The sequence below is a fragment of the Bacteroides sp. AM16-13 genome, assembly GCF_003602705.1.
GTDB classification, from domain to species: Bacteria; Bacteroidota; Bacteroidia; order Bacteroidales; family Bacteroidaceae; genus Bacteroides; species Bacteroides xylanisolvens.
Genome location: NZ_QTLK01000006.1, coordinates 22,947 through 49,292 on the forward strand (window position 1 = coordinate 22,947; position 26,346 = coordinate 49,292).

The 26,346-nt window shown below is 44.2% G+C and carries 21 protein-coding genes and 1 pseudogene; 13 read left to right on the plus strand and 9 right to left on the minus strand.

Annotated elements, in window-relative coordinates; translation table 11 throughout:
- Nucleotides 1-179: 179 nt before the first annotated feature.
- Nucleotides 180-1,217, minus strand: coding sequence for a PD-(D/E)XK nuclease family transposase (locus DW173_RS06035; RefSeq protein WP_087317811.1), 1,038 nt, complete (start codon nucleotides 1,215-1,217; stop codon nucleotides 180-182).
- 659 nt (nucleotides 1,218-1,876) lie between these two features.
- Nucleotides 1,877-3,859 carry a response regulator gene (locus DW173_RS06045; protein WP_120144013.1) on the minus strand — a complete coding sequence of 661 codons (1,983 nt, stop codon included), beginning with the start codon at nucleotides 3,857-3,859 and terminating at the stop codon, nucleotides 1,877-1,879.
- A 318-nt stretch (nucleotides 3,860-4,177) separates the two neighbouring features.
- Between DW173_RS06045 and DW173_RS06050 the strand changes: the two genes are divergently transcribed.
- The 6 genes from DW173_RS06050 to DW173_RS06075 all read left to right on the plus strand — a co-directional run bounded on the left by DW173_RS06050 (nucleotide 4,178) and on the right by DW173_RS06075 (nucleotide 9,952).
- Nucleotides 4,178-5,401, plus strand: coding sequence for a site-specific integrase (locus DW173_RS06050; protein ID WP_005775881.1), 1,224 nt, complete (start codon nucleotides 4,178-4,180; stop codon nucleotides 5,399-5,401).
- Nucleotides 5,398-5,787, plus strand: coding sequence for a hypothetical protein (locus DW173_RS06055; RefSeq protein WP_004328110.1), 390 nt, complete (start codon nucleotides 5,398-5,400; stop codon nucleotides 5,785-5,787). Before DW173_RS06050 ends, DW173_RS06055 begins: the two co-directional genes overlap by 4 nt.
- A 277-nt stretch (nucleotides 5,788-6,064) precedes the next feature.
- On the plus strand, nucleotides 6,065-7,270 hold the full coding sequence (locus DW173_RS06060; protein WP_004328112.1) for a primase-helicase family protein: 1,206 nt from the start codon (nucleotides 6,065-6,067) through the stop codon (nucleotides 7,268-7,270).
- Nucleotides 7,271-7,527: 257 nt separating this feature from the next.
- A complete protein-coding gene (locus DW173_RS06065; RefSeq protein WP_120144015.1) occupies nucleotides 7,528-8,466 on the plus strand; it encodes a toprim domain-containing protein in 939 nt (312 codons plus the stop codon).
- Between the two features lie 176 nt (nucleotides 8,467-8,642).
- The gene (locus tag DW173_RS06070) at nucleotides 8,643-9,008 is read left to right on the plus strand and encodes a MobC family plasmid mobilization relaxosome protein (RefSeq protein ID WP_004329306.1); all 366 of its coding nucleotides are present in this window, start codon (nucleotides 8,643-8,645) and stop codon (nucleotides 9,006-9,008) included.
- Complete coding sequence (locus DW173_RS06075) at nucleotides 9,005-9,952, plus strand: relaxase/mobilization nuclease domain-containing protein (RefSeq protein ID WP_007560543.1); 948 nt, start codon at nucleotides 9,005-9,007, stop codon at nucleotides 9,950-9,952. The genes DW173_RS06070 and DW173_RS06075 overlap by 4 nt, the downstream gene beginning before the upstream one ends.
- 21 nt (nucleotides 9,953-9,973) lie before the next feature.
- On the opposite strand, the gene DW173_RS06080 is transcribed toward DW173_RS06075, so the two are convergent.
- A complete protein-coding gene (locus DW173_RS06080; RefSeq protein ID WP_004329304.1) occupies nucleotides 9,974-10,633 on the minus strand; it encodes a helix-turn-helix domain-containing protein in 660 nt (219 codons plus the stop codon).
- Between the two features lie 23 nt (nucleotides 10,634-10,656).
- On the opposite strand from DW173_RS06080, the gene DW173_RS23740 reads away from it, so the two are divergent.
- Nucleotides 10,657-10,845 carry a hypothetical protein gene (locus DW173_RS23740; protein WP_005775886.1) on the plus strand — a complete coding sequence of 63 codons (189 nt, stop codon included), beginning with the start codon at nucleotides 10,657-10,659 and terminating at the stop codon, nucleotides 10,843-10,845.
- Between the two features lie 47 nt (nucleotides 10,846-10,892).
- On the opposite strand, the gene DW173_RS06085 is transcribed toward DW173_RS23740, so the two are convergent.
- Nucleotides 10,893-11,792, minus strand: coding sequence for a helix-turn-helix domain-containing protein (locus DW173_RS06085; protein ID WP_004329302.1), 900 nt, complete (start codon nucleotides 11,790-11,792; stop codon nucleotides 10,893-10,895).
- Between the two features lie 130 nt (nucleotides 11,793-11,922).
- Here DW173_RS06085 and DW173_RS06090 point away from each other — a divergent pair, with 130 nt between their 5' ends.
- The 5 genes and pseudogenes from DW173_RS06090 to DW173_RS06110 all read left to right on the plus strand — a co-directional run bounded on the left by DW173_RS06090 (nucleotide 11,923) and on the right by DW173_RS06110 (nucleotide 16,913).
- The gene (locus tag DW173_RS06090; protein WP_004329300.1) at nucleotides 11,923-12,699 is read left to right on the plus strand and encodes an MBL fold metallo-hydrolase; all 777 of its coding nucleotides are present in this window, start codon (nucleotides 11,923-11,925) and stop codon (nucleotides 12,697-12,699) included.
- The gene (locus DW173_RS06095) at nucleotides 12,696-13,364 is read left to right on the plus strand and encodes a radical SAM mobile pair protein A (RefSeq protein ID WP_004329299.1); all 669 of its coding nucleotides are present in this window, start codon (nucleotides 12,696-12,698) and stop codon (nucleotides 13,362-13,364) included. Before DW173_RS06090 ends, DW173_RS06095 begins: the two co-directional genes overlap by 4 nt.
- Nucleotides 13,361-14,236, plus strand: a complete 876-nt coding sequence (locus DW173_RS06100) for a radical SAM mobile pair protein B (RefSeq protein ID WP_004329298.1) — start codon at nucleotides 13,361-13,363, stop codon at nucleotides 14,234-14,236. Before DW173_RS06095 ends, DW173_RS06100 begins: the two co-directional genes overlap by 4 nt.
- A pseudogene (locus DW173_RS06105) lies at nucleotides 14,237-15,598 on the plus strand (hybrid sensor histidine kinase/response regulator); the annotation flags it as partial.
- On the plus strand, nucleotides 15,591-16,913 hold the full coding sequence (locus DW173_RS06110) for a sigma-54-dependent transcriptional regulator (protein WP_120144017.1): 1,323 nt from the start codon (nucleotides 15,591-15,593) through the stop codon (nucleotides 16,911-16,913). The pseudogene DW173_RS06105 and the gene DW173_RS06110, both read left to right, overlap by 8 nt.
- A gap of 313 nt (nucleotides 16,914-17,226) precedes the next feature.
- Here the strand turns inward: DW173_RS06110 and DW173_RS06115 are convergent, their stop codons facing one another.
- Both DW173_RS06115 and DW173_RS06120 read right to left on the minus strand, forming a co-directional pair.
- Entirely contained in the window at nucleotides 17,227-17,976 is a 750-nt protein-coding gene (locus DW173_RS06115; protein ID WP_199722820.1) for a nucleotidyltransferase family protein, read from the minus strand.
- 35 nt (nucleotides 17,977-18,011) lie between these two features.
- Nucleotides 18,012-19,442, minus strand: coding sequence for a phosphotransferase (locus tag DW173_RS06120; RefSeq protein ID WP_008026060.1), 1,431 nt, complete (start codon nucleotides 19,440-19,442; stop codon nucleotides 18,012-18,014).
- Nucleotides 19,443-19,555: 113 nt separating this feature from the next.
- Between DW173_RS06120 and DW173_RS06125 the strand changes: the two genes are divergently transcribed.
- Nucleotides 19,556-23,506, plus strand: coding sequence for a two-component regulator propeller domain-containing protein (locus DW173_RS06125; RefSeq protein ID WP_120144019.1), 3,951 nt, complete (start codon nucleotides 19,556-19,558; stop codon nucleotides 23,504-23,506).
- Nucleotides 23,507-23,659: 153 nt separating this feature from the next.
- On the opposite strand, the gene fsa is transcribed toward DW173_RS06125, so the two are convergent.
- The 3 genes from fsa to gpmA all read right to left on the minus strand — a co-directional run bounded on the left by fsa (nucleotide 23,660) and on the right by gpmA (nucleotide 26,210).
- Nucleotides 23,660-24,316: a fructose-6-phosphate aldolase gene (gene fsa / locus DW173_RS06130; protein ID WP_120144021.1), complete on the minus strand. Its 657-nt coding sequence runs from the start codon at nucleotides 24,314-24,316 to the stop codon at nucleotides 23,660-23,662.
- Nucleotides 24,317-24,383: 67 nt separating this feature from the next.
- Complete coding sequence (locus DW173_RS06135; protein WP_004312676.1) at nucleotides 24,384-25,436, minus strand: class I fructose-bisphosphate aldolase; 1,053 nt, start codon at nucleotides 25,434-25,436, stop codon at nucleotides 24,384-24,386.
- Between the two features lie 27 nt (nucleotides 25,437-25,463).
- Complete coding sequence (gpmA, locus tag DW173_RS06140) at nucleotides 25,464-26,210, minus strand: 2,3-diphosphoglycerate-dependent phosphoglycerate mutase (RefSeq protein WP_008026056.1); 747 nt, start codon at nucleotides 26,208-26,210, stop codon at nucleotides 25,464-25,466.
- Nucleotides 26,211-26,346: the final 136 nt, after the last annotated feature.

Genomic DNA, 26,346 nt, shown 5'->3' on the forward strand with positions numbered 1-26,346 from the left:
CTACTATTTTTCCAATTTTGTCTAAAATCATCCATTTCATCGATATATCTAACCATCATAGACATTGTTGGACATCTTACGAATCAAAAAAAGAAAGCGGAAGTATCCATTCTTGAATATTCCCGCCTCCTTTATATTTTATCCTAATATAACTACAACAATTTTCCTATGAAGATATATTATAGGTTTTCTATATCAGAAGATTGAAGACCCGTATATTTGATAATTATATCAATGGATATTCCGTCCTCTCTCATCTTCCGAGCAATTTCAATTTGCTTCTTTTGCTCTCCTTTCTCCAACCCTTTCTCCAACCCTTCCTTCATCCCTTCTTTCATCCCTTCTTTTATTCCCTCTAGCCTTCCTTTTTTCACTCCTTTTTCCAACCCGGCCTTCATCCCTTCCTTTAACCCTTCTTCAGCCGCTTTTCTCCGCATCTCTTCGTTTTTACGCCGTTCATCCTCCTCTACAATTTGGTTGACCCTATACCGATCTAATGCCTTATCATAAGCGATACGGTTTTCTTCCGAAAGATCGGCAACTGCTGCCAATCTCGCCAGATGTTCAAACACTTGTTCTTTCAAAGCATCCGGCATTCTATTCCAATTGCTCATATTCTTCAGTGCATAAATTAATTTATCATATAATGTATGGCAGTCCGACAAATCCTTTGTAAAATAAGGAAATTGCAAATAAATCTGCCGGAGATGCGGATTAACAATCTTCCCTGTATCACGGTCGGAAAGAACCGTATCCGTACGGAATTTAGCCTCTAAATTTTCCTCTTTGAAATTCATCAGGAAAATTCCATATATAGTAGGTAGTCTATACTGCTTTCCATAAGAGACAAGTGGTTCTCTTGCAGTCATCGGATCTTCAGGGACAGGGACTTCTTTTGAAGAAGGAGATTCTATCTGCCGACTCACAGCACGACAAACATAATAAAGTGTACGATCTAAAAAATTACTGTGCCAACGATTCTGCATCTCCACGATAATATACTCACCACTTGCTGTACGGCAATAAAGATCATAAATGATACCTTTATCACTCACATTGTCCGCATGATCTTCCTTATCCAGAAAAGTAAGTTCTGTAATATGATGTTCACCTGCAAGTAGTTCGTTCAACAAAGTGATGAGCAAATTCTTACTGGCCGGTTGACCAAAAATAATTTTAAATCCTATATCAGTAAAAGGATTGACGTATTTGGACATGATATTCTATTTTTAGCAAAGGTAACTATTTAAATCCATAAACATAAAAAACAATCCCAAACTTTACGGATTTATAGCCTTTTATAGTAAGCTGTCTCCCTTTCAATTCCTCCAAACAAACAAGAGAAATGTTCTATTTTTCAGATTAAGAAAGAAAACAAAACTATTGAAGATGGTAATCCGGAATTAAAAGCATCCATATTATCACATATATATGCATATTACCACCACAATACAGCATATATTTTCAGATGATATGCGTTTTCTTTAAAGAAATAAATGATTTTCCTCGGTGAGCAATAAGCCATTCCTCGGTGAGGAACACATCCTTCCTCACCGAGAAAGCCTTCCATACTCACCGACCAAGTTATAAAAGCCCTCGGAAAAGCCCGTTTATAGGCTAGTTCATCATCACAAGCGCACAAAAGAAAAATGATAAAGCAAACTACATACGGGCAAATAGTAAGCATATAGATAGCAATACAGAGAAATTATTTATTTTTAGACAGGAATTATCCAGGATAACAAACAACCCTACATTCTTTCATCCAAAATGCAGAGCGTTTTTTCCTTCACCACAAACAAGTGACCGATATATTAAAAACAGAAAGAATAGAATATACCCTTTTTCAGATCAGCACATTTTTAATCCCCTCCTTTCAACAACCATACTCTTTCAGAGTCTGCATCAACTTCGCACCATTGATCGGCTTCACCAGATAATCATCACAACCGGCTTTCAACGCAGCTACCCGGTCGGCATCAAAGGCATGAGCAGTCAGGGCGATAATCGGAATTTCAGCATTAAACTTCCGGATCTCCGAGGTTGCAGTACGCCCGTCCATAACAGGCATCTTCATATCCATCAGTACCAAATCCACCGGTTGGGTACGAACAATCTCAACTGCCTCCAGTCCATTCGGTGCGTGTAACAACTGGCATTTGTTTTTCAAAATAGAAGATACCAAAAAGAAGTTACTTTGAATATCCTCAACGACCAGCACTCTTTTAGGTACTTTCTTTGTTTCTTCGGAGTCAAGAATGCTTTCATTATCTGCATCCTTCTCATTATTCCGACGTGAAGAAGTCGGCTCGCTGTCAACCGAATCAAACAGGCATGGCAAAACCGCCCAAAATAAAGATCCTTTATCAAATTCCGACTCAAAGCCTATCTCTCCCCTGCAAGCCTCAACGATGGCTTTACAAATAGACAGTCCCAGTCCGGTTCCCTGTGCAAATTCATCCAGTTTCTCAAAACGATGGAACACCTTGTCTTTTTTATCTTCCGGTATACCAATACCTGTATCACGAACGTAAAGACGAATATCTCCGTCTATCTTTTCATACCCCATTTCAATAGTTCCTTTGGAGGTATATTTGATAGCATTAGTTACAAAGTTAGTGAGAATCTGCGCTAACCGGTTTTTATCCAAACGAACGGTACAGGTTTCATAAGGATTCACGGGAACTAACCGAACCTGCGGATTTACTACACGACGATGCATCGAAGCAGCTAATTCGTTGAAATAAACAGCCAAATCAAAATCTTCGTATTTCAGTTCTACCGAGCCGGCTTCTATTTTCGAAAGATCCAGTATGTCGTTAATCAGTTTCAAAAGCAACTCATTGTTGGCATTGATAATCTGAATAAATTCTTCTTTTTCTTCTTGATCTTCCGTCACCATCAATAAGTCGGAAAAACCAACGATAGCATTTAACGGTGTACGAATTTCATGGCTCATATTTGCCAGAAAGGCGGATTTCAACTTATCGGATTGTTCAGCGCGGCTCCTTGCCTTTTCAAGTTCACCAATCATGTGCTGCCGCTCGGTAACATCATCTACACGAATCACGACACCGTCAACATCTCCCTGTTCATTAAATATGGGAGTAGCAAAGACTTCTATGACATGCTTGTTATCCAGATTAAACAAGATAGACTCTACCTGACCGGATTTCCGGGCACGTTGCATCACACAATTCTCACAAGGAGTGGTGCGATTATGGGCTGTCAGATAGCAAGGTTCTCCTTTTTTGTAAGCCTCATAAGAAAGGCTTTTACTACAAAGCGAGATATTCTCCCATTGTACGATATAGTCGTTCGCAATATATGCCAATCCCGAATTAATATTGTTCAATACCAATTCATTCTGACGAATCAAATGGATCATTCTTTGTTCGCTCTCAAGAAGTTCTTTTTTCGAACGCACAACCTCTTCGTAAAGATTGTCATATTTGTTTTGCCACAAAACACGTTCGGTGATATCTTGAGTTATCACCATATAATTGGTAATTTCAGACTTATCATTATGTACAAAAGAAACGGTAATCTCGAAGAATTTTATACCGGACAGATTAGTAGGAAAAAGACGGCACAAGTCATCAAAATCATATTTTGCCATGAAACGCACTGTTTCTCCTTTTCTGATCTGTTCCTTGATTTCATCAGAGAAACTGGTGTAGTTGAATAGATTATAGCCCAAAATATCCTTTTTGTCTTTTATCCCCATTGATCTCAACCGTGAATAATTGACATCTATCATGAGACCGTCCTTATCATACAATTCCAAGCCTACAGACAAGTCATTAAAGATATTATGCAATAAGTTATCAGCTATCCCATTTACCAAAGTCTGTTCCATGCAGCAAAATTTGTATAGTATTACAATATTGATTGTTTATCCAAGCAAAGTTACTTTAAATCTCTGGAAAAGACGAATAAAAAGGGACAAATGTCTTCGTAATGCCTGTCAATAAGGCGTTTGCGAAGACAAATGAGGACAGGCGAAAAATCGAGGTAACGTAAAGGAAAGCGGATTTATGAAGAAGAACGGTCTCCAAATCATTACCCGCCGAATGGTGATTTTTAACACACCGTGTTGTATTTGGCAGCTTGTGGCACAGGTTGGCATATCAAGGTCTAACTCGTTGAGTAATAACTTTGCAAACAAAAAACGAGTATGGCAAGAAGCACATTCAAGGTTCTGTTCTACGTGAACGGCAGCAAGGAGAAAAACGGTATTGTCCCCATCATGGGACGAGTGACAATCAACGGGACTGTGGCGCAGTTCAGTTGTAAGCAGAACATCCCGAAAACGCTTTGGGACGTGAAAGGAAACAAGGCGAAAGGCAAGAGCCGCGAGGCACGAGACATCAACCTTGCCCTTGACAACATCAAGGCGCAAATCATCAAACATTACCAGCGCATTTCAGACCGCGAGGCATTTGTTACGGCTGAGATGGTGCGCAACGCCTATCAGGGAATCGGCAGCGAGTATGAGACGCTGCTAAAAGCATTCGACCGTGAGAACGAAGTGTTCAAGAAACGGGTAGGCAAAGACAGGGTAATGGCTACCTATCGGGCACGTGTACGGGCAAGAAACCATGTAGCCGCCTTTATCAAGTCGTTTTACAGACGCAGCGATATGTCCATGTTGGAACTTACTCCCGATTTCATCAAGGAGTTCGCCGCATACCTCTCGACTGAAGCCGGATTGCGGAACGGTTCGATATGGGCAAACTGTATGTGGCTGAAAGGCGTGGTCATGAAAGCGCATTATAACGGGTTGATACCGCGCAATCCTTTCATCCAGTTTCATATCAGCCCCAATGTGAAAGAACGGGAATATCTGACGGAGGATGAACTGAAAGCGGTCATGACACATGAGTTTGCAGACAGCAAGCTCGCATACATCCGTGACATTTTCATCTTTGCCAGTTTCACCGCCTTGTCATTCGTGGACATTCAGGAACTGACGAATGACAACATCGTGGAGGTGAACGGCGAGAAGTGGATATTGTCCAAACGCCACAAGACAAAAGTCGCCTTCCAAGTGAAGCTGCTGGATATACCCTTGCAGATAGTCGAACGCTACCGACCGATGCAGAAAGACAATCGTATATTCCCCGGCTTGAACTATTGGTCTATCTGCAAACCGTTGAAACGGATGATAAGGGAATGTGGCATAACCAAGTCAATATCATTTCATTGCAGTCGTCATGGCTTCGCAACATTAGCTTTGAGCAAGGGGATGCCCATTGAAAGCGTAAGCCGTGTGTTGGGACATACGAATATAGTCACGACCCAACTCTACGCAAAGATAACCACGCAGAAGCTCGACAACGACCTGACCATGTTCGGCGACAAACTGAGTAAGACGTTTAACGGAATAACGATGTCATGAGTATGAGAAGAAACAGCATAACAGTGAATGAATCCGGCAATATCATCATGCCGGAGAATGTCTCAAACATTTGGATGAGCGAGCCGGAATTGGTGGAACTGTTCGGAGTAATTGCTCCGACACTTCGTTCTGCCATCAGAAACATCTATAACAGTGGAGCATTAAAAGAATACGAGGTACAGAAGTATGTTCGGCAGGAGAACGGGTATCATGCCGATGTGTTCAGCTTTCCGATGATAGTCGCACTTGCTTTCCGCATTGACAGCTTCGGTGCGGAACAGGTGCGCAATGCCATATTTAAAAGGCTGTACTTGCGAAAAGAGAAAACAAATATCTTCTTTTCGCTGGGTATAAATGGTTGGGATATGTCTAATTATCAGGCATAAGTTCTAATGATATGACGACATGAAGTAGTGAGACCTATGCGTATTCCCATTGCCAACAATGTATTTATACGAGTATGTGAATAGGTGTATTGCCATTCATACGTACGATTACGACAAACCCGAAGAAAAATCCATTAGAATGGCATTTCTTCGGGCTTTTGTTGTATGTCATAAAGCCAAATCCAAGAAAATCTTACGTGAGGTATGCGTGAGTTGTTAATCCGTTCTGCGCTAATTGCCGAGTTTTGCACTGATTAAACAAAAAAATGAAGTGCTAATGAAACAAGGCAACTTTGAAAATGAGGAGTTTATCCGTGTGGGTACTACCCTCTACAAGTTAGTGAACCAGCCCCGTCTGAACGGAGGCTATGTGAAGAAGCGCATCGTGTGGAACAACGAAACACTGCGGCAGGACTACGGCAAGGACTATCTCGCCACCGTGCCGAAGTACGACGGCTTCTGCACCGTCCCCGACCATGTGGACTACCGTCCCGTGGTGGACAAGTTCCTGAACCTCTACGAGCCGATAGGACACCGTCCGCAACAAGGCGAGTTTCCCTGTATCCGGTCATTGGTGCGCCATATCTTCGGTGAACAGTATGAATTGGGCATGGACTATCTTCAATTGCTCTACCTGCAACCCGTGCAGAAACTGCCTATCCTGCTGTTGGTATCAGAAGAACGCAACACGGGCAAGAGTACATTCCTGAACTTCCTGAAAGCTGTGTTTCAAAACAATGTCACTTTCAATACCAACGAGGACTTCCGCAGCCAGTTCAATTCCGACTGGGCAGGAAAACTGCTCATCGTGGTGGACGAGGTATTGCTCAACCGCAGGGAGGACAGCGAGCGGTTGAAGAACCTCAGCACCACACTTTCCTACAAGGTGGAAGCCAAAGGCAAAGACCGTGACGAGATAGCGTTCTTTGCCAAGTTCGTGCTATGCTCCAACAACGAGTATCTGCCTGTTATCATTGATGCAGGTGAAACACGCTATTGGGTGCGCAAGATAGACCGTCTGCAATCCGATGACACAGACTTCCTGCAAAAGCTGAAAGCTGAGATACCTGCCTTTCTGTATTACCTGCAATACAGACAACTTTCCACCGAAAAGGAAAGCCGTATGTGGTTTGCGCCCTCTTTGCTGCATACCGAAGCCTTGCAGAAGATTATCCGCAGCAACCGCAACCGATTGGAGATAGAGATGTGCGAACTTATCCTTGACATTATGGAAAGTGTCGGCACGGACACATTCTCGTTCTGCCACAACGACATTCTTCTTTTGCTGGTACATTCGCAGGTAAAGGTGGAGAAGCACCAAGTCAGAAAGGTATTGCAGGAATGTTGGAAACTTACTCCTGCCTCTAACGGGCTTACATATACCACTTACCAATTCAATTACAATCGGGAGTGCCGATATGAGCCGATAAAAAGAGTCGGTCGTTTCTACACCGTCACAAGGGAACAACTTGAATCCCTGTAATACTATTCTTTTTTTGTTGAATTGATGAATAATGATATAACCATACTGATAATAAACAGCATACACTCTCAACAAATTCTCAACAATCGAAAAGAAAAGTTGAGAGGGAAACAGCATCAGTTTGTTGGATTCTCTATTTGTGAGTGGTTTGTTGAGAAGATGTTGAGAATATAAAGCATTAACGTATAGGACAATACATATCTCATTCATCAAATCAACGTTTTTACAGTCATCATCAAATCCATAGAAATTATATCATGAACATCCAAGAAGCAAAACAAATCAAAATTGCGGACTATCTGCAAAGTTTGGGTTATTCGCCCGTAAAGCAACAGGGAAACTGCCTGTGGTATAAATCCCCGTTCCGTCAGGAAACGGAAGCCTCGTTCAAGGTGAACACCGGCCGCAACCTGTGGTTCGATTATGGACTGGGAAGAGGTGGTAACATCATCGCACTTGCAGGGGTACTGTACGCATCCGACCATGTGCCTTATCTGCTTGGCAAGATAGCGGAACAGGCACCACACATCCGTCCCATATCTTTCTCTTTTCGCCAGCAGGCATCCGAACCGAGTTTCCAACATTTGGAGGTGGGCGAACTCACCCATCCGGCATTGCTCCGATACTTGCAGGAACGGGGCATAAACATCGCTTTGGCAAAGGCGCAATGTAAAGAGCTCCACTTCACCCATAACGGCAAGCCCTATTTCGCCATCGGTTTTCCGAATGTGGCGGGAGGATTTGAAGTGCGTAACCGTTTTTTCAAAGGCTGTGTCGCACCCAAAGACATCAGCCATATTCGGCAACAGGGAGAAGCGAGAGAGAAATGCCTTGTATTCGAGGGCATGATGGACTATCTTTCATTCCTCACGTTGCGGAAGAGGAACTGCTCGAACTTGCCCGACCTTGACAGGCAGGATTACGTCATCCTCAATTCGACCGCCAATGTTTCCAAAGCTATAGATGTGCTGCACGGGTATGGACGTATCCACTGCATGCTCGACAATGACGAGGCGGGAAGAAAGGCGTATCGGGAATTGGAAAGGAAGTTCGCCGGACGCATCCGCGACTTCTCCGACAACTACAAAGGGCATAAAGACCTGAACGATTACCTGCGTGGAATCCGGCAGAAATTAGCCGTTAGTCCACCGCCAAGAACTATCGTAAAACCCAAGAAGAAAGGGTTGGGATTATGACATCCCGAATGAGAAAAACGGGAGATGCCCGAAACTCATTCCTTAAGGATTGGGAGGTAGCAAGTTTGTGTTTCGGGTGTACCGAAACCGCTTGCCACCCACCATCCAAATTGCAGGAGGTGGCATCCCGTCGGTCTATACAGTTGAATCAGTAACCGAATTAAAAGGAATAAAATATGGAACAGACAAAGGAACACAAGGAACGCAACAAGGGAGGTCGCCCCAAGAAGGAAGCAACCGAGAAACTGAAATACCGTATCGCAGTGAAAATGACGGCAGCCGACTACTTCCGCCTGCTGACACGATCGCATGAGGCGGGCGTATCACCAAGCGAGTACATGAGGGAATGTTTCCGTAACGGTCATGTGAAAGAACGGCTGTCGGAGGAACATGCCGGATACATCCGCCAACTCTGCGGCATGGCTAACAATCTCAACCAGCTTGCGCGTAAGGCAAACGCCGGAGGCTTCCACGATGAACGGTGGGACTGCAAGGTGGCAGTGGCAAGGATTCATGAACTTATAACCAAGATAGGGATATGATGGCGAAAATCGTAAAAGGAAGCGACTTCAAGGGTGTGGTGGATTACATCATCGACAAGAAGAAGGATACGCAGATAGTAGCAAGCGAAGGCTTGTTTATGGAAAATCTGGAAACTATCGCCATGAGTTTCAATGCCCAGTCACGGATGAACGATAAGGTGACAAAACCTGTCGGACATATCGCGTTGAGTTTTTCCAAAGAGGATGAGTTACGGCTGACGAACCGTATCATGGCAGGCATCGCGCTTGAATATATGGAACGGATGGGAATCAAGAATACGCAGTTCTTCATCGCCCAGCATTTCGACAAGGAGCATCCGCACGTGCATATTGCTTTCAACCGCATAGACAACAACGGCAATACCATATCGGACAGGCACGAGCGTCTGCGCAGTACCCGCATCTGCAAGGAATTGACCTTGAAATACGGCTTGCATATGGCTGGCGGAAAGGACAATGTCAAACGCAACCGCCTGAAAGAGCCAGACAGGACGAAATATGCGCTTTACGACATCATCAAAATGGAAGTCGGCAGATGCGGCAACTGGAACGTGCTTATCGCCAACCTGAAACGGCAGGGAGTGGAAGTACATTTCAAGCATAAGGGGCAGACCAGCGAGGTGCAGGGTGTTGTATTCTCCATGAATGGCTACCATTTCAACGGCTCCAAAGTGGACAGGCGTTTCAGTTATTCCAAGATTGACGCGGCTTTGCAGCACAACAGATGCAGGGAACGTATGGGAATAACAGCCGGAATATATGAAACGGCTACACCAAGCGCACCGTCCGGCACGGCACAAAGCGAGTTGTTCAACGGCTCTTGGGGATTGCTAAAAAGCAGTGGCTCATCTTATAACGCTGCTGATGCGGAAGCCAATCAGGAAATGGTGGATATACTTCGCAGAAGGAAGAAAGTTAAGCGCAAGAGAGGTGTTGGGTTCTAATATTCTGTACTAATCCAATTCTCACGACACTTGCGCTCTATATTCATTCGGAGTGTAACCTACCTCTTTCTTGAACAGTCGGGTAAAATGTTGCGGGTACTGAAAACCGAGATTATAGGCGATTTCATTAACGGTGTCGTCTGTAGATGCAAGTTCCGTCTTGGCTATTTCAATAGACTTGTCATGAATGAAATGCAGGGCGGTTGAACCTGTTTCTTTTTTCAATAAATCACTGAAATAGTTGGGCGAGAGGCAGAGCTTGTCTGCACAATACTGTACAGTGGGCAAGCCTATCCGTTTAGCAGCCCCATCATGGAAGTATTCGTCAAGCAACCGCTCAAATCTTGCGAGGATGTCTCGGTTTTGGTTGTCGCGTGTGATGAACTGACGGTCATAGAAACGTGTGCAGTAATCAAGGAACGTCTTGATGCTGTCTGTGATGAGGTTCTTGCTGTGACGGTGTATCGGATGGTTCAATTCATATTGAATCTTGTGGAAGCAATCCATGATGATTTGCCGTTCTTCCACACTAAGGTGCAATGCCTCGTTTGTCTCGTAGGAAAAGAACGAATATTCACGCATTATCCGCCCGAGAGGTGTATTCCGCAGCAGGTCGGGATGGAACATAAGCAGGTAGCCATCTGGTTGGAACTGCATGCCGTCATCTTCCGCACCGAACACCTGTCCGGGCGCGATAAATATCAGTGTGCATAATTATTCCTAAGTCTGTGAAACCGGAACGCATGAAGCAGAATCTCGACATATTAGACTTCACCCTGTCGGCCGACGACATGGCACGGATAAAGACGCTGGATACCGACAAGCCTTTCTTACTCGGCTCGCACGAAGATCCAGAAATCGTAAAATGGTTCATGCAGTACAAAAACGCCTGAACATCAACAACCATATTTCGATAGCCGCTATCGACTATATTAAGAAGTTATTCGTATATGCCTTTATTGTAATCCGTCATGTACTGAGTAAATGTTTTGCCTGTTTGCTGTTTGAAGAAGCGCATGAGATGGCTCGGATCAGAGAAATTGAAATCATCCGCCATTTCACTGACAGTGCGGTTGGAGAATAGCAATTCGTTCTTCAGTTCCTCAAGCAGACGTTGTTTTATCAAATGGGTAGCTGATACTCCGAATTGGGCTTTTACTGAGTTATTGAGTGTGATGCGACTGACATGAAGCATGTCTGCATATTCCTGCACCCGCTGGTGGGTGCGGATATTCTGTTCCAACAAGTCCTTGAACCGAAAAGCGAAATTGTTTTTAGCAATTTCAGCGGGCAAGCAATAGGCGGCAGCGTATGTACGATTGATAATCAGCAAAAGATAATATAGTAAGGAAACAATGATATTGTACGTATCGGACACTGGATTCATCAGCTCATACTTAATCTTTCCGAGCAGCCGCATATATTCCTTCATTTCGTCATGTGTGGCATTGATGTAAGGCGGCGTATCTGTCTGGTAACAATACAAAAGGCGAAAAACGAAGAACTTGTCGGCGATAAAAGTACGCATGAAATCTTCGCGGAATATAAGGAACGTGTAATCCAACGCCGTCTCATCTACATGCCACTCTTGTTGCTGATGGGGTGAAAGCAGGAGAACCATGCCGTCGCGCAGTTCAATCTTGCGGAAGTTCAGTAGCAAATATCCGTTTGCCTTACGGAAAAAGTAGAAGCTGAAGAAGTCTGTCTTAAACCGCTTGTTTTCTGTCAGCACAAGTCCGATGTCCTTGTTTATGGCAGTATTGATGTAAAAATCCACGCCGCAGCGTGTCTTGTTGAACGGTACGCTGACCAGTCGATCAGGGTTGATTATCTCGTCCATATCCTTGTCGTTTTTGCAAAGATAATAATTTCATTTATCAAAATGGCATAATTACCGTTTTTTCAGGCATAGATGTTTCGCCGGATTCTTCCGAACTTTGCACCCGTAATCAATAACAAGACATATAGTCATGAAAAAGACATCTACAGTACAATTGGTGCGCAATGCCACCTTGAAAATCAGGTATGCGGGACACACCATGCTAATTGACCCCGTTTTAGCCGACAAAGGCACTTTGATATCGGCCCTCGGTGTGAATAAAACACCGAGGGTACACCTCACCATTCCTATTCAGGATATTATCGGAGGCGTGGACATGGTGCTCCTGACCCACAATCACATCGACCATTACGAGCCGAGTGTCCCCACACATTTGCCCAAAGAAATTCCTTTCTACGTTCAGCCCCAGGACGCGGACGCCATCAGAAACGACGGATTTACAAATGTGATACCCATCGAAGAAATAAAAACAATAGACGGCATATCCATTTACCGCACGACCGGACATCATGGTTTCGGGCAGATCGGGCAGATGATGGGACCTGTATCAGGTTATGTGCTAAAAGCCGAGGGCTTCCCGACCGTTTATATAATGGGTGACTGCCGATGGGAAGCATGTATCCGAGACACCGTGGAACGGTTCAATCCTGACTATATCGTGGTAAACTCCGGAGGTGCAATCTTTCCCGAATTTTCCAAAACGGACGGTCCTATCATCCCCGACGAGAACGAAGTGATGCAGATACTTGACGAATTGCCTTCGCATATCAAGCTGATAGCCGTACACATGGATGCCATCGACCATTGCCAGACCACCCGTGCAATTCTGCGCAATGAGGCAACGCATCACGAAGCCGACATGAGCCGGCTGATTATCCCGGAGGACGGAGAAACAGTTGTGTTATGAGTGTCTGCATTAAATCCCTGATAAAAAACATGAACATAGTGGTAGGGTGCACTATAGGATGCCCTTACTGCTATGCCCGTAACAACTGCCGCCGTTTCCACATTACCGACGACTTTTCCGTGCCTGAATACATGGAACGAAAACTGCGCATCATCGATACGTCCCGTCCTCATGTGTGGCTCATGACAGGAATGAGCGATTTCTCCGATTGGAAGCCTGAATGGAACGCAGAAATTTTCGAGCGGATCAGCAGCAATCCCCAGCACGCCTATATCTTTCTGACGAAGCGCCCTGACAAAATCAGTTTCTCCTCTGACGACGAGAACGTATGGATGGGCGTGACCGTTACGCGCAGTTCCGAGAAAAGGAGGATTGATGATTTGAAAAAGAATATCAAAGCACGACACTACCATGTCACGTTTGAACCTCTCTTCGATGATATCGGCGAGATTGATTTCGAGGGAATTGACTGGATTGTCATAGGCACAGAGACCGGAAACCGAAAAGGAAAGTCATATTCGCGCCCCGAATGGGTGCTTAGCATTGCAGAACAGGCAAAGGCTCATGGCATACCGGTGTTCATGAAAGAGGATTTGCTGCCGATTATGGGCGACGAAAGAATGATTCAGGAATTGCCGGAACAATTTACCAGACGAATACAATGAATATGGATACAATAAAGGAAATAGATGTAAAGAGTGTAATGACCAAATCCTCTCTGCCGGTGGGAGGATATTCGGTCAACCCTTATGTAGGGTGTCCCCACGCCTGCAGGTATTGCTACGCATCGTTCATGAAACGGTTCACCGGGCACACCGAGCCGTGGGGTACGTTTTTAGATGTAAAAAACTGGAAGCCGATAACGAATCCTCATAAATACGACGGTGAACGTGTTGTAATAGGGTCTGTGACGGACGGTTACAATCCGTATGAAGAAGAATTCCACCGTACCCGAAGGCTGCTCGAAGAGCTGCGAGGAAGCGATGCCGAGATTATGATATGCACAAAGTCCGATCTTGTCCTTCGCGATCTCGACCTGTTGAAGAGTTTTCCCAAAGTGACTGTGTCATGGTCTGTCAATACGCTCGACGAGCAGTTCTGCGCAGATATGGACAACGCCGTAAGCATTGAACGCCGTCTGAAAGCGATGCGTCAGACATACGAGGCAGGTATCCGCACCGTATGCTTCGTCTCGCCCATATTCCCCAGAATAACAGACGTAAAGGCAATAATAGAGGAGGTAAAAGATTATGCTGATTTAATCTGGCTTGAAAACCTGAATTTACGCGGGCAGTTCAAAGGCGGGATAATGACGTATATCCGTGAGAAGTATCCTGACCTCATACCGCTTTACGAGGAAATTTACAATAAAAAAAGGCTTGAATACTGGCAGGCATTGGAGCAGGACATTTCAAATTACGCCAAGGAGCAGGGCTTCCCGTATCGTATAAACGATCTGCCATACGGACGCTCGGAAAAAGGCAAACCTGTCATCGTAAACTACTTCTACCACGAAAAAATACGATTGACAAAATGAGGCTATGCCGGACTGATGCAGAAAAGTTGTAGCGCGGATAAAAGCACCATGTATGTGGATAATATCCGGCAATCTTCCGAGCGTATGCGGGAGATGCTCAACACGCTGCTGGATTTCTTCCGTCTGGACAACGGCAAGGAGCAACCCAACCTTTCCCCTTGCAGGATTTCCGCAATCACGCATATTCTTGAAACGGAGTTCATGCCCATTGCCATGAACAAGGGGCTGACTTTGATAGTGGAGAGCCACACCGATGCGGTGGTTTTGACCGACAAGGAACGTATCCTGCAAATCGGCAACAACTTGTTGTCAAACGCCATCAAGTTCACGGATAACGGTAGTGTATCATTGGCAGCGGATTATGATAACGGTTTGCTGAAACTTATCGTTGAAGATACCGGTACGGGCATGACCGAAGATGAGCAACAACGAGTATTCGGTGCATTTGAACGTCTTTCAAATGCCGCCGCAAAAGACGGCTTCGGATTAGGATTGTCCATCGTGCAGCGTATTGTGGCGATGCTCGGTGGAACTATACGCTTGGAAAGCGAGAAAGGCAAAGGGAGCCGCTTCACGGTGGAAATTCCCATGCAGACAGCCGAGGAACTGCCGGAACAGACAATTCAAGCGCAAATGCGCCATAATCATATCTGCCATGATGTGATTGCCATCGACAATGACGAGGTACTTCTCCTTATGTTGAAAGAAATGTATGCCCATGAAGGGATGCACTGCGATACCTGTACCAATGTTTCGGTACTGATGGAGCTGATACGAAAAAAGGAATACAGCCTGCTTCTGACGGATCTGAATATGCCTGAGATAAGCGGTTTTGAACTGCTGGAACTGTTGCGCTCATCCAATGTAGGCAACTCGAAGAGTATTCCCATAGTCGTGACAACCGCTTCGGGCAGTTGCAGCAAGGAGGAACTTATAGGGCGTGGATTTGCCGGATGCCTGTTCAAGCCGTTCTCCATATCCGAACTGATGGAGATTACGGATAAATGCGCATTAAGCAGCATATTGGATGAAAAGCCGGATTTTTCCACTCTGCTATCTTATGGCAATGAATCCGTCATGCTGGACAAACTGATAGCGGAAACCGAAAAGGAAATGCAGGCGGTCAAGGATGCAGAACAGCGTAAAGACCTCCAAGAACTGGACACACTTACACACCATCTGCGAAGTTCATGGCAGATTCTCCGTGCCGACCAGCCATTGAGGGAACTTTACGCCCAACTTCATGGAAGTGCCACTCCAGATGACGAAGCGATATGCAAAGCGGTGACCGGCTGTGCTGGATAAAGGTGCTGAAATTATCCGGCAGGCAAAAGAAGAAAGGAAAAATACGAAAATGGATAAAACAAGAATCATCGTGGTGGAGGACAATATCGTGTATTGCGAGTTTGTCTGCAACCTGCTGGCACGGGAAGGATTCCGTACCGTGCAGGCTTACCACCTCTCGACCGCGAAGAAACTTCTGCAACAAGCCTCAGACGGGGACATCGTGGTTTCTGACCTACGACTACCCGACGGTGACGGCATCGACCTATTACGATGGATGCGCAAGGAAGGCATGACACAACCGTTAATCATCATGACCAACTATGCCGAAGTGCATACGGCAGTCGAAAGTATGAAACTCGGCTCGCTGGACTATATCCCCAAGCAGCTTGTGGAGGATAAACTTATGCCTCTGCTTCATACCATCCTGAAAGAACGGAGTATCGGACGAAATCGTATGCCCGTTTTTGCCCGTGACAGTTCCGCCTTTCAGAAAATCATGCAACAGATAAGATTAGTTGCCCCTACTGATATGAGCGTGCTGATATTCGGAGAGAACGGCACGGGCAAGGAGCATATCGCCCACCATCTGCATGATAAGAGCAAAAGGGCAGGGAAACCGTTTGTGCCTGTGGACTGCGGTTCACTCTCCAAAGACCTTGCGCCCTCGGCATTCTTCGGACATGTCAAAGGCGCGTTTACGGGTGCGGACAGCACAAAGAAAGGATACTTCAATGAGGCAGAGGGTGGCACATTGTTCTTGGATGAGGTAGGCAATCTCGCATTGGAAACCCAGCAGATGTTACTCCGTGCCATACAGGAACGGAGATACCGCCCTATAGGTGACAAGACGGACAAGAGCTTCAATGTCCGCATCATCGCCGCCACCAACGAGGATCTGGAGAAAGCGGTCATTGAAAAACGTTTCCGACAGGATTTGCTGTACCGTTTGCACGACTTCGAGATAACTGTTCCGCCCTTGCGTGACTGTCAGGAGGACATCATGCCGTTGGCGGAGTTCTTCCGTGAGATTGCCAACAATGAATTGGAATGTAGCGTGACTGGGTTCGATGCGGAAGCCCGTAAGACATTGCTGACCCATCCGTGGCCGGGTAATGTCCGTGAGCTTCGGCAGAAGATAATGGGCGCGGTGTTGCAGGCACAGACGGGAGTTGTCATGAAAGAGCATCTGGAACTTGCCGTAACGAAACCGACCTCACCTGTCATCTTCGCCTTGCGAAACGATGCGGAGGACAAGGAACGCATCTTACGCGCGTTGAAGCAGGCAAACGGAAACCGCAAGGTTGCCGCCGAATTGCTCGGAATCGGACGTACAACGCTGTATAGCAAGTTGGAAGAGTATGGATTAAAGTATAAATTTCAGCAATCATAGCCCGCAACTTGCCGAAAATAGAAGTAACGGTTAAACCGGATTATTCAGCGAAGATAAAAAACGTCCTGTGATAAAAATCATGGGACATTTTGATGTGTATCCGATTTTTATTGCTACTTTTGTACCAAGACGAGAGACATTGACAGCAACTCACAGCAGAACGTAGAAATAGACAGGGTTGCCAAATCATTACCTCATTTTTACCTTATCCTCAGAACTGCTTGCTAATAAAGTGGTTATAAAAATCTTCCAGAATTACTTTAATATTTTGTTACATAGAAAGAAAGAGGCCTTTTAGCCTCTTTCAGTATCTTTATTTCGCATTTTGGTATAAGAAGCCTTCTGCTTTCGCTAATGTTTCCGGTTTGCCTATATCAATCAGATGCAACTTTTCTGTCAAGTAACCACCATAGTTTACTTGCCGGCAAGTGGCAAGATAGAAATCCATGATAGAGAATTTTCCATCCCATGAGGGAGAGGTCATCCATTGAAAAATGGCGGGCGAAAGTACATGGATGCCACTGAATGCATATTCTTGATAAAGGGAAGAATCATACTGAAAACCTTCCGGTTTCACTTGTTCCGTATCCTTGTTTATCCATCCGCAAAGTCTCTTATCTGTATCAAAAAGAAGATAGCGGGAGGTTTTACGTTGGCTGGCCAGTAAAGTGGCAACAGCACCGCTTCGTAAATGGTAGTCATATAATTCTTTCAGACTCACGTCTGAAAGAATATCGACATTGTGTATCAGGAAAGGCTCATCGGAATTTTCAAAGAAAGAACGGGCTTTCTTAACTCCCCCACCGGTGTCGAGCAACAGGTCGCGTTCGTCGGAAATATGTATGATGAGTCCAAAATTCTCATTGGCTTTCAGGAAGTCAAGTATCTGTTCGCCAAAATGGTGGATGTTAATCACTATTTCTGTAAATCCGGCAGCTTTCAGTTTTAAAATCACATGTTCCAACATCGGACGTCCGGCTATGGGAACTAAAGCCTTCGGCATGGTATCGGTGAGTGGCTTCAGCCGGCTACCCAAACCGGCTGCAAATATCATTGCTTTCATTCTTTCGGTTACTTTCTTCTTTATATTTACTCTTCTTAGATTGTTGCCTCAAACGTATGTTCGATGTTCTGTTCCCGATGCACCAGTTCGACTTTCACACCAAATTTCTGATTCAGGTGCTCTGCCAGGTGCTGGGCTGAATAAACAGAACGATGCTGTCCGCCGGTGCAACCGAAGCAGACGGACAAATTGCTGAATCCGCGTTCCATATAACGTTTCACGGAGGCATCTACCAAAGCATAGACATGATCGAGGAAACGAAGTATTTCGCCATCTTCTTCCAAGAAAGTGATTACAGGTTCATCCAGTCCGGTGAAAGGTTTGTAACGCTCATACTTGCCGGGATTATTCACGGCACGGCAGTCGAATACATAACCTCCTCCATTGCCGGTAGAGTCATCAGGAATTCCTTTCTTATAGGCAAAGCTCATTACTTTGACGGTTAGCTGCCGCTTTTTCAGGTCGTCCGTAAATTGTTTCAGTCCGGTAAGCTCCCGCAAAACGTTACAGAGATACGGATATTCCGGATATTCTTCTTTCAACAGTTCACGCAGGTTTTCGATGGCATAAGGAACGCTTTGGATAAAATGCGGTTTCTTTTCAAAGTAACCACGGAAACCGTAGGCTCCCAGCACTTGCAGCGTACGGAAAAGGACAAAGTGGCGAAGCTGGCTATAAAAATAGGATTCGTCAATCGGTTGGTATTTGCGAAGAGCTTCCATATATTCTTGCAGCAGTTCTTTACGGAGGCTATCAGGATATTTCGCTTTCGCTTGCCACAGGAAAGAGGCTATGTCATAATAGAACGGGCCTTTGCGTCCGCCCTGAAAGTCGATAAACCACGGTTCCCCGTCTTTTATCATCACATTACGACTTTGAAAATCACGATACATGAAAGTAGCGGAAGAACTGCGGAGCAGGACATCGCTCATTTTCTGGAAATCATCTTCCAGTTTGTCTTCCTGAAACTCCATACCGGTAGCTTTCAGGAAGCAATATTTGAAGTAATTCAAATCCCACAGAATGGAGCGTTGGTTGAACTCCGGTTGAGGATAACAACGGGAAAAATCAAATCCATCCGCCCCGGCAAATTGAATAGCAGGAAGCAGACGGATCGTTTTGCGAAGCAACTCTTTTTCCTCTTCTGAAAAAACACTGGTAGCACGTCCTTTCTCTATGGCATGGAACAACAGAGTATCGCCCAAATCTTCCTGCAAATAATAGGTTTTATCTTCCGAGGCAATGCGCACTTCGGGAACAGGCAGTCCACATTTGCGGAAGTGTCCTGCCATATAAAGAAATGCCTCATTCTCATCAATAGAAGCCCCGTAGACTCCAATCAATGTTTCTATACCCGTCAGCCGAAAATAACGGCGGTTGGAACCGGAAGACGGTAATTCTGTTATGTTTTCAGCGGGAACGCCCGTATATGACTGATAAAGTTTCTGTAGTTCTTCGGTAATCATAGTCGTATATTTTCGAGCAAAGATAAGCATAAAAACTAAAAAATAAGAGAGGGGATTTAACTAATATTCATCCGAATAGACTATCTTTGTTTCAGTTTAACTGACCTGATCTCATGAGAACAAAAACCTTTTTACTACTATGCATTGCATTTATCACACTGTTTATCGGCGTTTCCACTCTTCAAGCCGGTCATTATTACTATAAGCAAATCTCCCTAAAAGATGGTCTTCCCTCTACCGTGAGATGTATTTTAACGGACAAACAAGGATTTGTATGGATTGGAACCCGTTCCGGATTAGGGAGATATGACGGACACGAACTTAAAAAATATATTCATCAGGCAAATAACCCTCATTCCATTCCTCACAATTTAATCTACCAGATGATAGAAGACGAACAAAACAATATCTGGATTCTGACAGACAAAGGAGTGGCACGTTATCAGAGGCAAAGCGATGACTTTTTTATACCGACTGATGAGACAGGAAATAATATCATCGCCTACTCCGCCTGCCTGACTGATAACGGAGTGTTATTCGGTTCGAAAAATAAAATCTTTTTCTATAATTATCAGGATACCTCTTTACGCCTCCTACAAACATTTGACTTAGAACCCAATTATAATGTGACTCTACTAAATCTATGGGATAAACACACATTACTCTGTTGCAGCCGGTGGCAAGGACTACTCCTGCTCGACCTGAATACCGGAAAATGCCGACGTCCTCCTTTCGATTGCGGAAAAGAAATTATGAATGTACTCATAGACTCACAAAAAAGAATCTGGGTAGCTCCCTACAATGGAGGGCTGAACTGTCTGACACGCGACGGTAAACTACTGGCTACATATACTACCCACAACTCCTCTTTAAGCAACAATGTCATACTAAGCCTCGCCGAACGGGAAGGAGAAATCTGGATTGGAACAGACGGAGGAGGCATTAATATTCTCGACCCGGAAACAAGACGTTTTTCGCTGTTGGAGCATATGCCCGGAAGTGACAACTACTCACTCCCCGCTAACTCTATTTTATGTCTATACAACGACTGCAACAATAATATGTGGGCAGGTAGCATCCGTAACGGACTAATCAGCATCCGGGAAGTTTCCATGAAAACGTATACAGATGTACCTCCCGGCAACGACCGCGGACTAAGCAACAATACCGTTCTAAGTCTTTTCCAAGAATCCCAAGACCAAATTTGGGTCGGTACAGACGGAGGAGGCATCAACAGCTTTAACCCACTCACAGAGAAATTTATCCATTACCCTTCCACCTGGGAAGACAAAGTAGCCTCTATCTGCCAGTTTACTCCCGGCAAATTATTAATTTCTCTTTTCTCACAGGGAGTATTTATTTTCAATCCGGCAACAGGAGAAAAACAGCCTTTCACCATTGTTGACGCTAAAACGACAGCACTCTTGTGCAATCGAGGCAAGGCTGTAAATCTACTTCGAAACACTCATCACAATATTCTGTTCCTTGGAGAACATATCTATATATATGATTTGAATACACGTACTTTCAGTACCGTTATAGAACAAGAAGAGCAGGAAATTATCGGTGCTCTCTTACCTATCGACAATTATAAGAATATCACTTATCTAAATGATACGAAGCACATATATGAACTGGACAACCATACCAACCGGCTGAAAGCCCTATACAGATGTTGGAAAGATACAACGATCAACTCTGTTGCACGAGACGAAGAGGGAAATTTCTGGATTGGAAACAACTACGGATTGGTACACTACAATCCTGCCACCAAAATACAGACACCAATCCCGACCTCTCTATTTAGTGAAATCACATTGATCGCATGCGACCAGCAAGGAAAAGTATGGATAGGAGCCGACAGTATGCTTTTCGCCTGGCTCATCAAAGAGAAAAAATTCGTTCTATTCGGTGAATCAGACGGTGTAATCCAAAACGAATATCTTTCCAAACCTCGTCTATTAAGTATGCGGGGAGACATCTACATGGGTGGAGTGAAAGGGTTACTGCATATTAACAGCAAAATACCATTAACCACTTCCGAACTTCCCCAACTCCAATTATCAGATGTCATCATTAATGGAGAGTCAGTAAATAACGAATTAACGAATCATCCAACAGGGATTTCTGCTCCCTGGAATAGTAATATCACTATTCGAATCATGTCGAAAGAGAAAGATATTTTTCGACAGAAAGTGTACAGATACCAGATAGAGGGGCTGAATGACCAGCAAATCGAATCATACAATCCCGAACTGGCCATACGTTCACTTCCTCCGGGAAGTTATAAAATCATGGCATCCTGTACCGCCAAGGATGGTAATTGGATTCCCAGTCAGGAAGTACTGGAATTGACCATCCTTCCTCCCTGGTATCGGACATGGTGGTTTATTCTTTGTTGCGCCGTTTTTATTGCTGCCGCTATTATCGAAGCTTTCCGAAGAGCATGGAAACGTAAAGAAGAGAAGTTAAAGTGGGCAATGAAAGAACATGAGCAACAGGTATATGAAGAAAAAGTACGTTTTCTTATTAATATCAGTCATGAGTTGCGTACACCTTTAACGTTAATATACGCACCACTTAACCGGATGTTGAAATCCCTTTCTACCGAAGATACACAGTATTTGCCAATAAAAGCGATCTACCGTCAAGCGCAGCGAATGAAAAACCTTATTAATATGGTACTCGATGTACGCAAGATGGAGGTTGGCGAAAGCAAATTACAGATACAACCGTATGCTCTCAATCAATGGATTGAACATGTATCCCAAGATTTCATCAGTGAAGGGGAAGCAAAGAACGTCCATATCCGTTATCAGCTTGATCCACATATCGATACTGTAAGTTTTGATAAAGATAAGTGTGAGATTATTCTAAGTAATCTGCTTATCAATGCCTTGAAACACAGTCCGCAGGATGCAGAAATAACAATTATGTCGGAGTTGCTTTCCGAAAGAAATAGCGTACGTATCTCCATCATTGACCGGGGAAACGGATTGAAACAAGTAAATACACAGAAACTCTTCACCCGTTTCTATCAGGGTACAGGAGAGCAGAGCGGCACAGGGATCGGACTGTCTTATTCCAAGATTCTGGTAGAACTACACGGAGGTTCCATTGGTGCACAAGATAATCAGGATGCCGGTGCGACATTCTTCTTTGAACTGCCCTTAAGACAACAATCGGAAGAGATTATCTGCCAACCGAAAGCATATTTGAACGAATTAATGAGTGACGATAGTAAAGAACAACAACCGGAGGAAGATAATTTCGACACGAGTCCTTACAGTGTTTTAGTAGTGGATGATAATCCGGACTTGACGGACTTCCTGAAAAAGTCACTGGGAGAATATTTCAAACGGGTAGTGATTGCTTCGGATGGTGTGGAAGCCCTTCAACTGACCAAAAGCCATGCCCCGGATATTATCATCAGCGACGTGATGATGCCGAGAATGAATGGATATGAACTATGCAAAAATATAAAGGAAGATATTACGATCAGTCACATTCCTATCGTTCTGCTGACAGCAAGAGATGATAAACAAAGCCAGTTGAGTGGTTACAAGAACGGGGCGGATGCTTATCTGACTAAACCTTTTGAGATAGAAATGCTGATGGAAATCATTCGCAACCGGTTGAAGAACCGCGAATCTATCAAGAAGAGATATTTGAATACAGGGTTAGTCCCTGCGCCGGAAGAGAGCACCTTTAGCCAGGCAGATGAAACATTCCTGTTGAAACTGAATAAAATTATCCTGGAGCATTTGGATAGCAGTCATCTGGATGTCACTTTTATTTGTAAAGAGATAGGTATGAGCAGAGCCTCCCTTTACAATAAGCTGAAAGCTCTGACCGATATGGGAGCCAATGATTACATTAATAAATTCCGGATGGAGAAAGCGATCACCTTAATCACCAGTACTGACCTGTCGTTCACGGAAATTGCCGAGAAGGTCGGTTTTACTACTTCACGCTATTTCAGTACGGCTTTCAAACAATATACCGGAGAAACGCCGACTCAATACAAAGAAAAGCAGAAACAGGAAAGAAAAAAAGAGCAATAAGAAGCTACCCGGAAAATAAATATTTTTTAGGCACGGATTACACAGATTTCACTTCTTTTTATAGTTGTTTTATGATAACTATCATTTTAAAAACCGTGAAATCCATGTAATTCGTGCCTAATATTTTAATATATTGCAAGTTTCATTGCTTACTCAACCATTGACTTTTTTATAGTCTTCCAGGAACTTCTTCAATCCCGAGTCAGTCAGCGGATGATTGAGCAATCCTTTAATAGCGCTCAGCGGGCAAGTAGCAACGTCGGCTCCTACTTCTACACATTCGATAATGTGTTTCGTATTACGGATGGAAGCAGCCAATACCTGTGTTTTATAGTCATACGTACGATACATACGTACGATATCTCCCACAAGCCTTACTCCATCTTCACAAATATCGTCCAGACGGCCGACAAAAGGTGAAACATACGTAGCTCCGGCTTTAGCTGCCAGCAATGCCTGCCCTACTGAAAAGACTAATGTACAGTTCGTGCGGATTCCCTTTTCCGTGAAATGTTTGATAGCTTTAATGCCATCGGCAATACAGGGAACTTTTACTACAATATGCGGATTGAGCTCGGCAAGTTCTTCGCCTTCACGAATCATTCCTTCATAATCGGTTGCTATCACTTCGGCACTTACATCTCCGTTGACGATCTCGCATATTTTAATATAATGCTCACGCTGATTCTGCGTTCCTTTGATACCTTCTTTCGCCATCAGCGAAGGGTTGGTAGTCACTCCGTCAAGTACTCCGAGGTCATAAGCCTCCTGGATTTGCTCCAAATTAGCTGTGTCAATAAAAAACTTCATACTCTTAATTTTTAATGGTTAACGATCTAATAGTCAAAGATAAGAATTTATTTTTATTCATCCCTGATTAAGCAATCGTAATTGACGAATCAAGATATACATCCTGAATGGTATTCAATAATTCCACCCCTTCGTTCATTGGTTTCTGGAACGCCTTACGTCCGCTAATCAATCCCATACCACCGGCACGTTTGTTGACAACGGCTGTAATGACAGCATCACGCAAATCTGATTCTCCGTGAGATTCTCCACCGGAGTTAATCAAACCAACGCGTCCCATATAGCCATTGGCAACCTGATAACGGCAAAGGTCAATCGGGTGTTCGGAAGCCAGTTCGGTATACATACGTTCGTCTACCTTGCCGAAGCCGATGGCTTTAAAACCACCATTGTTAGTAGGAAGTTTCTGTTTTACGATATCAGCTTTAATAGTCACTCCCAGACGGTCGGCCTGTCCTGTTAAATCGGCAGCCGCATGATAATCGACAGCACCTTTCTTGAAATCATTATTACGCAGGTAACACCAAAGAATGGTTGCCATCCCCAGTTCGTGAGCATATTCAAAAGCATTGGCAATCTCCACGAGCTGACGGCGGCTCTGTTCCGAACCAAAATAGATGGTGGCTCCTACCGCTACTGCTCCCATATTCCAGGCCTCTTTGACTGTACCAAACAGTACTTGGTCGAAAGTGTTGGGATAAGAAAGTAGTTCATTGTGATTTAACTTGACGATGAAAGGTATTTTATGGGCATATTTACGTGCTACGGAACCAAGGATACCAAAGGTAGAAGCGACTCCATTACAACCTCCTTCAATAGCCAGTTTCACGATATTCTCCGGATCGAAATAGATCGGATTGGGAGCAAATGATGCTCCGGCAGTATGTTCGATGTCCTGATCGACAGGAAGTATGGATACATAACCGGTATTTGCCAGGCGACCATGTCCCAACAACGTTTGCAGACTGTTCAATACTCTGATATTCCGGTCCGAATCAATCCATACTTTATCTATTGTATCGGGAGACGGAACGTGAATCAGTGATTTATCAATGGTTTCGCAAGTGTGGTCCAGGTAATAACAGGCCTTATCTCTTAATAATTCTACTACTTTACTCATAACTTCATTTTTTAATGTGTAACTTTTCTATTTTTTCTTTCCCTGATTGGCTACTGCTTCCATCAGTTTTTTGATCTCTTCCGGGTTTCCCAGGAAATAGTCGTTGGCCACGTTCAGGTTTTCATCAAACTCAAAAACGTAAGGCACAGCAGTAGGCAGATTCAGTTTTATGATATCTTCATCGGAGATATTTTTCAAATGTTTTATGATACCCCGCAGGCTATTACCATGAGCCACAACCAATAAAGTATGGGCCGTTTTCAGGCTGGGGAATATATCACTTTCCCAGTAAGGCATGATACGTTCAATGGTATCTTTCAATGATTCGGTACGAGGTAACTCGGCGTCGGGCACTTCGTGATAACGGTAATCAAAACGCGGGTTTCTCAAATCACTCTCCGAAAGCGGATTGGGAGCTATATCATAGCTACGACGCCACACAAGCACTTGTTCTTCTCCATATTTCTCGGCAGTCTCGGCTTTATTCAATCCCTGCAATTCACCATAATGCTTTTCATTCAGGCGCCAGTTTTTCTCTACAGGTATCCAGTCCAGATTCATCTTATCGAGAACACAGTTCAAGGTTTTCACCGCACGCTTCAAATAGGAAGTATAAGCCTTATCGAAATTGAAACCATATTCTTTCAATGTCTCTCCGGCTTTTTCAGCTTCGGCAACTCCCTTTTCTGTCAGATCGACATCTGTCCAGCCCGTGAAGCGGTTTTCTTTATTCCATGCACTCTCTCCGTGACGAAGTAATACTATCTTTTTCATTTCTAAAATTCTCCTTTCTTCTTTTTATATATACAACAGATTGTTTCTTCACAAAGTTCACTAGAAAACAAATAGTTATCAATACCTAGAAATAATGATTCTTTCTGCAAAGAAGCGGGATGCAGTAATCAGGGAC